The sequence below is a fragment of the Thalassotalea mangrovi genome, from assembly GCF_005116735.1.
Classification (GTDB): Bacteria; Pseudomonadota; Gammaproteobacteria; order Enterobacterales; family Alteromonadaceae; genus Thalassotalea_A; species Thalassotalea_A mangrovi.
Genome location: NZ_SWDB01000051.1, coordinates 1 through 5,846 on the forward strand (window position 1 = coordinate 1; position 5,846 = coordinate 5,846).

Annotated in this window: 6 protein-coding genes; 4 read left to right on the forward strand and 2 right to left on the reverse strand. The window is 42.7% G+C overall.

The genetic code is table 11. The features are described 5' to 3' along the window. The 3 genes from E8M12_RS16180 to E8M12_RS16190 all read left to right on the forward strand — a co-directional run. The coding region (locus tag E8M12_RS16180; protein ID WP_136736706.1) for an EF-Tu C-terminal domain-related protein at nucleotides 1-114 on the forward strand (114 nt) is incomplete at its 5' end. A 404-nt stretch (nucleotides 115-518) separates the two neighbouring features. Then, a complete protein-coding gene (locus E8M12_RS16185) occupies nucleotides 519-821 on the forward strand; it encodes a putative signal transducing protein (protein WP_136737309.1) in 303 nt (100 codons plus the stop codon). 40 nt (nucleotides 822-861) lie between these two features. Beyond that, complete coding sequence (locus tag E8M12_RS16190) at nucleotides 862-1,701, forward strand: SPFH domain-containing protein (RefSeq protein WP_169303170.1); 840 nt, start codon at nucleotides 862-864, stop codon at nucleotides 1,699-1,701. Nucleotides 1,702-1,773: 72 nt separating this feature from the next. Here E8M12_RS16190 and E8M12_RS16195 read toward each other — a convergent pair whose 3' ends face one another. Beyond that, nucleotides 1,774-2,436: a PEP-CTERM sorting domain-containing protein gene (locus tag E8M12_RS16195; RefSeq protein ID WP_169303171.1), complete on the reverse strand. Its 663-nt coding sequence runs from the start codon at nucleotides 2,434-2,436 to the stop codon at nucleotides 1,774-1,776. 452 nt (nucleotides 2,437-2,888) lie between these two features. On the opposite strand from E8M12_RS16195, the gene E8M12_RS16200 reads away from it, so the two are divergent. Next, a complete protein-coding gene (locus E8M12_RS16200) occupies nucleotides 2,889-3,260 on the forward strand; it encodes a hypothetical protein (protein WP_136737312.1) in 372 nt (123 codons plus the stop codon). 69 nt (nucleotides 3,261-3,329) lie between these two features. Here E8M12_RS16200 and fusA read toward each other — a convergent pair whose 3' ends face one another. Next, nucleotides 3,330-5,414 carry an elongation factor G gene (gene fusA / locus E8M12_RS16205; protein ID WP_136737313.1) on the reverse strand — a complete coding sequence of 695 codons (2,085 nt, stop codon included), beginning with the start codon at nucleotides 5,412-5,414 and terminating at the stop codon, nucleotides 3,330-3,332. Between the last annotated feature and the right edge of the window lie 432 nt (nucleotides 5,415-5,846).

Below are 5,846 nucleotides of genomic sequence, written 5' to 3' on the forward strand. Positions count from 1 at the left end.
AAGTTTGTTGTTGAGCTAATCAACCCAATCGCGATGGACGAAGGTTTACGCTTCGCTATTCGTGAAGGTGGCCGTACTGTAGGTGCTGGTGTAGTATCAAAAATCATCGAGTAATCGATAGATTTTCAATACTCTCTAAAAAAGGTCGCATAATGCGGCCTTTTTTATGCGCGATTGAAAATTAGTCGGAGCTTCAAGCTGTAAGCTACAAGCCGTAAGTTGCTCGCCTGGCGGCAGCTGTAAGCTACAAGCTTTAAGCCGTAAGTTGCTTTGGGTAACTGAAGTTAGCTATAAGCTGTAAGCTACAAGCCGTAAGTAGTTTTAGGTTTAACTTAGCGTCACATGCCTTTTCTTAAAGCTTACAGCTCTCTCCTTACAGCTTTAAAGCGTTACAGCCTTATAGCTCTCTACTTAAAGCTTACAGCTTTCGTCTTACAGCTTAAAGCATCGTCGATTTGTAGACTTCTTCCCCCTTCGCGGATACTCTGAGAGAACAGAATCTGTACAAGGGCAGCAGCGTGAAAAAAATTTATAGTCATCCGCACCTGTTTTTCGTTGAAAATATGCAAAATATTCTTGCCCTGGAAGGTATTGAAACGCAGATAAAAAACCAGTATCTCACTGGTGCAAGCGGTGATGTTCCTTTTTTAGAAACCTGGCCAGAGCTTTGGGTTAAAGATGAACGTCAGGCCGTTATGGCCGATGACATCATTCGTAAATCACAGGATGATACGGGCAGTGACTGGTACTGCAAGGGTTGTAAAGAAGTGAATGCTGGTTCATTCGAGCTTTGCTGGAACTGCCAGCAAGCTAAAGCGTAACTCACTGGTTAAAAGACATAAAAATAATAAGGATAAAACATTGAGAGTCTCTAATATTTTGTCGGGCATCTTTTCGATACTCATTCTGATCATTATCTTCAGTAGTTGGTTTATCATCGACACCGGGCATGTAGCGGTGAAAAAAACCGTGGGCACGGTCGACCTTGATGAAGTGTCTGCCGGTTTAAACTGGAAGTTACCTATCTTTACTCAGGCATATGAATTTTCAGCAAAAGAAATAGCCATCGACTTTAACGATCTAAGACCCAAAGCCCGTGATAACCTGCGCTTGCAGGATCTCGATATCAGTATTTTTTATAAGGTACAGGCGGATCAAATTGCGGAAACTATGGTTAAATATGCGGCATCCTATCGAGAGGGACCGGATGCACTGTTACCAGCGTATAACATCGTTTATCGCGAAGGCCGGGACGTGATCTACGAAGAAGTGACAAAAATTGACTCCCTCGACTTACACCGTAATCGTGATCGGTTACGTTCGGGAATAAGTATGGAGCTGCAAAAGAAACTGGATGATAAAGACCCAGGAATTTTTACCATTACCCGGGTAGCGATCCGTGCCCTGAATACCGATCCGACAATCGAAGCGGCAATTCAAAAAGCGGTTCAGGCGCAAAAGACCCTGGAAGCGAAAAAAGTCGAAGTAGAAATTGCCGGAAAGGATGCGGAAATTGAAATTGCCCGAGCACGAGGCATTGCCGAAGCTAATGCTATTATTAACTCATCCTTAACCCCTGAATACCTGCAACATGAGCTAAATGAGGCATTAAAACAATTTGCCAATAATGAGGGGCAGGTGGTCGTGATTCCTGCGAACATGCAAGGTATGAGCATGATTTTGGACCGGAAATCACCGTAGGAGTGATGAATAGTCTAATTCAATCAAGGCTGAATAAATAAGCCGGATGCTGTCCGGCTCATTACCTGAAACCTATTTTCTTAAGCGAAGGAGACCGAGGGTGGCAAGTGCAAATAATAGTATGCTACTGGGTTCTGGTACTTCACTGGGAGGTATTGTGACATCCGTTAATTCGACGAGAACGATCAAGTCATCAAAATCATTATCTGGGCTCGAACCGGTGTCGTTCAAAAATAAATAAAAACGAGTAACATCACCTTCTACCATCAGCTCTGAGACCGCGAAGTTTGCAGCAGAAGAGGATTCAGCGTCTATATTCATACCATTAGCGATCTCTGTGCAGCCAGCAAACATAGCATCGCATTTCGCCCCGAAAACCAGGTTGAGATATTCACCGGCACCGACACTAAACGACCCGGTAATCATGCTCTGGGAATCTGTATCGACAGTTTGGCCATCAGGTGCAGTAAAAACATTGTGGAATGTTGCCTGTTTATACAAAAAGGTGATTGAATACTCATAATCAGTGGCCATTGTTTGTTTTATATTTGCGCCACTGTATATGGTTAGTAATTCCGGAGGCGTACCTGCAGAGGCTCCCCCTTGTCCGTATTTTTCAACATCGGCTAATAAAACATCTGTTCCACCAATTACCATTAACGCTGCGCTCGCCTGACTGCAGATTAAGAACGAAAAACTTAGGATAATGCCAGGTATTAATTGTTTCAGGGACATATGCATTCCTTAATTATCAATATAATTTCAATCTGTAACGAGTAACGTCGTTACCCGCATCATTCATTCCAATTTGATTTATATTGCCGGTTCATACCTGTTCGACAAAAAGCAGTACTGGTTTTCACTGTATGCTAGCGGTTAGCAACTCACAGATACAAAACCGAATATAATTAAGCAAAAGCCGTTCCATAAATAAATAAATAATAAAAACAGGCAGATATGTTTTCGTGTTAAAGTTTTCGTAAAAAAATCTAACGTAAAAAAATTGGACGACTTCGCCGCATATGGAACGCTGAACTGATGAATTAGGCGGTTAAAGGGCAAGGGGTTATGAAGCTAATGCAAAGGCTAGTAGAGAGAAAATATTAAACTATCAGTAGTGAGCAGGATATATTAAATCTGACTTATAATGAATGAGTTAATAAATTAACCTTAAGGAGGCATTGACGATGAGCTTTATTGTCACTCTATTTGCCAGCTGTGCATTAGTAGTCGGCATTATTGGCTTGTTTAAACCGGAACTGATTTATCTGATCCTCAAAAAATTTAAGCGACGAAAAAGCCTTCGCTATGTATCAATTATGCTTCGAGTGATCTTAGGGACAGGTTTACTGGTCATGTCTGACAGCAGTAATTCGCCAGTATTTATCGAGTTGTTGGCCTGGGTGATATTGCTCAGCGCCGTTGCCGATTCGTTAACCTGGAAGCAAAGTCATCTGGTATATGTATCCCGATTGCTGCAGTACCAGGATGTTGCTGTACGTTGTGGTTCGGTTTGTTTCGCCTTGTTGGGGATATTTCTGCTTTTCGCCCTGTATTGACTAAACGCGTTTTAAACCGGGCATAAAAAAAGCCCCTTGCGGGGCTTTTTCAGAATGATTATCTAACCATTACTTCTTAGCGTTACGTTCTTTAACTTCAGCGATAACTTCTTCAGCTACGTTATTTGGACATGGCATGTAGTGGCTGAACTCCATTGAGAACTGGCCACGACCTGAAGTCATAGTACGTAGGTGTCCGATGTAACCGAACATTTCTGATAGAGGTACATCAGCTTTGATGCGAACGCCAGTAGTACCAGCTTCCTGATCTTTGATCATACCGCGACGACGGTTTAAGTCACCGATAACGTCACCAACGTGATCTTCAGGAGTGAATACGTCAACCTTCATGATTGGCTCAATTAATTGAGGACCAGCTTTCGGGATTGACTGACGGAATGCACCCTTCGCTGCGATTTCAAACGCTACCGCAGAGGAGTCAACCGCGTGGTAACCACCGTCAAACAGTTCAACTTCAACGTCCAGAACTGGGAAGCCAGCCAGAACACCTTCGTCCATCATACCTTTGAAGCCTTTCTCGATAGCCGGGAAGAATTCTTTCGGTACGTTACCACCTACAACGCTAGAGGTGAAAGTGAAGCCAGAGTTTGGCTCGCCTGGTCTGATGCGGTAATCGATCTTACCAAACTGACCAGAACCACCAGATTGCTTCTTATGGGTATAAGAATCTTCTACAGGCTGGGTGATGGTCTCACGGTATGCTACCTGAGGCTTACCAACTTCTAGTTCGACACCGTAAGTACGCTTAAGGATATCTACTTTGATATCCAGGTGTAATTCACCCATACCTTTAAGGATGGTTTCACCTGAATCTTCGTCAGTTTCAACCTGGAATGTAGGGTCTTCAGCAACCATCTTACCGATAGCGATACCCATTTTCTCTGTTGAACCTTTATCTTTTGGCGCAACAGCGATTGAGATTACCGGCTCAGGGAAAACCATTGCTTCTAACGTACAAGGTTGTTTCACATCACATAAGGTGTGACCAGTCTGTACGTTTTTCATACCAACGATTGCAAGAATGTCACCCGCTTGTGCTTCCGTTAACTCAGTACGGTCATCGGCCTGCATTTCAACCATACGGCCGATACGCTCGGTTTTTCCAGTAAATGAGTTAAGAACGGTGTCACCTTTCTTAAGACGACCTGAGTAGATACGTACGAAAGTAAGGGCACCAAAACGGTCATCCATAATTTTAAATGCAAGAGCACGGAATGGTTCGTTAGGATCGACAATAGCAAATTCGCCAGTCGGCTCACCTTCTTCGTCAGTTAATGGCTGCGGGTTAACTTCTGTTGGAGCAGGCAAGTAATCAACAACTGCGTCAAGAAGAAGCTGCATACCTTTGTTTTTGAATGCTGAACCACAGTATGTAGGGAAGAACAATAATTCGTTAGTACCTTTACGGATACAGGCTTTGATTTGCTCTTCAGTCGGCTCTTCGCCTTCCATGTACGCCATTAACAGGTCGTCATCAGCTTCAAGAGCAGTTTCAATTAATTGCTCGCGGTATTCAGCTGCCTGATCAACCATATCAGCAGGAATGTCGGTAACTTCGTAGTTTTCAGGCTGACCTGAGTCATCCCAAACGTAAGCTTTTTGAGACAATACATCAACAACACCAACGAAGTTATCTTCTTCACCAATTGGTAAAGTCATCACTAGTGGGTTTGCACCAAGTACGTTTTTAACCTGCTCTTTAACGCGGAAAAAGTTTGCACCAAGACGGTCTAACTTGTTTACGAAAATCAAACGAGCAACTTTTGACTCGTTGGCATAACGCCAGTTTGTTTCTGATTGTGGTTCTACACCACCAGAACCACAGAATACACCAATACCACCATCTAGTACTTTAAGAGAACGGTATACTTCTACGGTAAAGTCAACGTGACCTGGAGTGTCGATTACGTTAAAACGATGCTTTTTCCACTCACATGTTACCGCTGCAGACTGGATAGTAATACCACGCTCGGCTTCCTGCTCCATGAAATCGGTTGTTGATTCACCATCGTGAACTTCACCGATTTTGTGGATCATACCTGTAAGTTTTAGGATACGTTCAGTTGTTGTGGTTTTACCCGCATCAACGTGAGCGAAAATACCAATATTTCTGTATTTTGATAAATCAGCCATTGTATTACTCTAATTGAAATAAAAGTTACGTTAAAAAATTTTGGCCGGATTATACATTAGATCAGGCCAACAAACATCTTAAAATTGATAAAATTTAATCAATCACAGTAATTGCCAATTAAATTTTGAGTAGTTTGAGACGGTTTTCTTGTTTCGTGATTAAATTTCCGGCTGATATTATTGAAAAAAAGCCTAAAGTTTAGACATTTTCCTGCGAGTTTGTTAAATTGTGCGCGGTAAAAAAACAGCTCGGCTGTAATTGCGGCTCCAATGAGTAAAATCGGGGTCTTCAGCTGCATCGGGTCTGTGCGTAAAAGCGATATTACATTGTATCGGGTGCCACCCGAGTGTTTAAAACTTTAAGGTATAGCAAAATGGCTAAAGCAAAATTTGAACGTTCCAAACCGCACGTTAACGTAGGTACAATCGGCC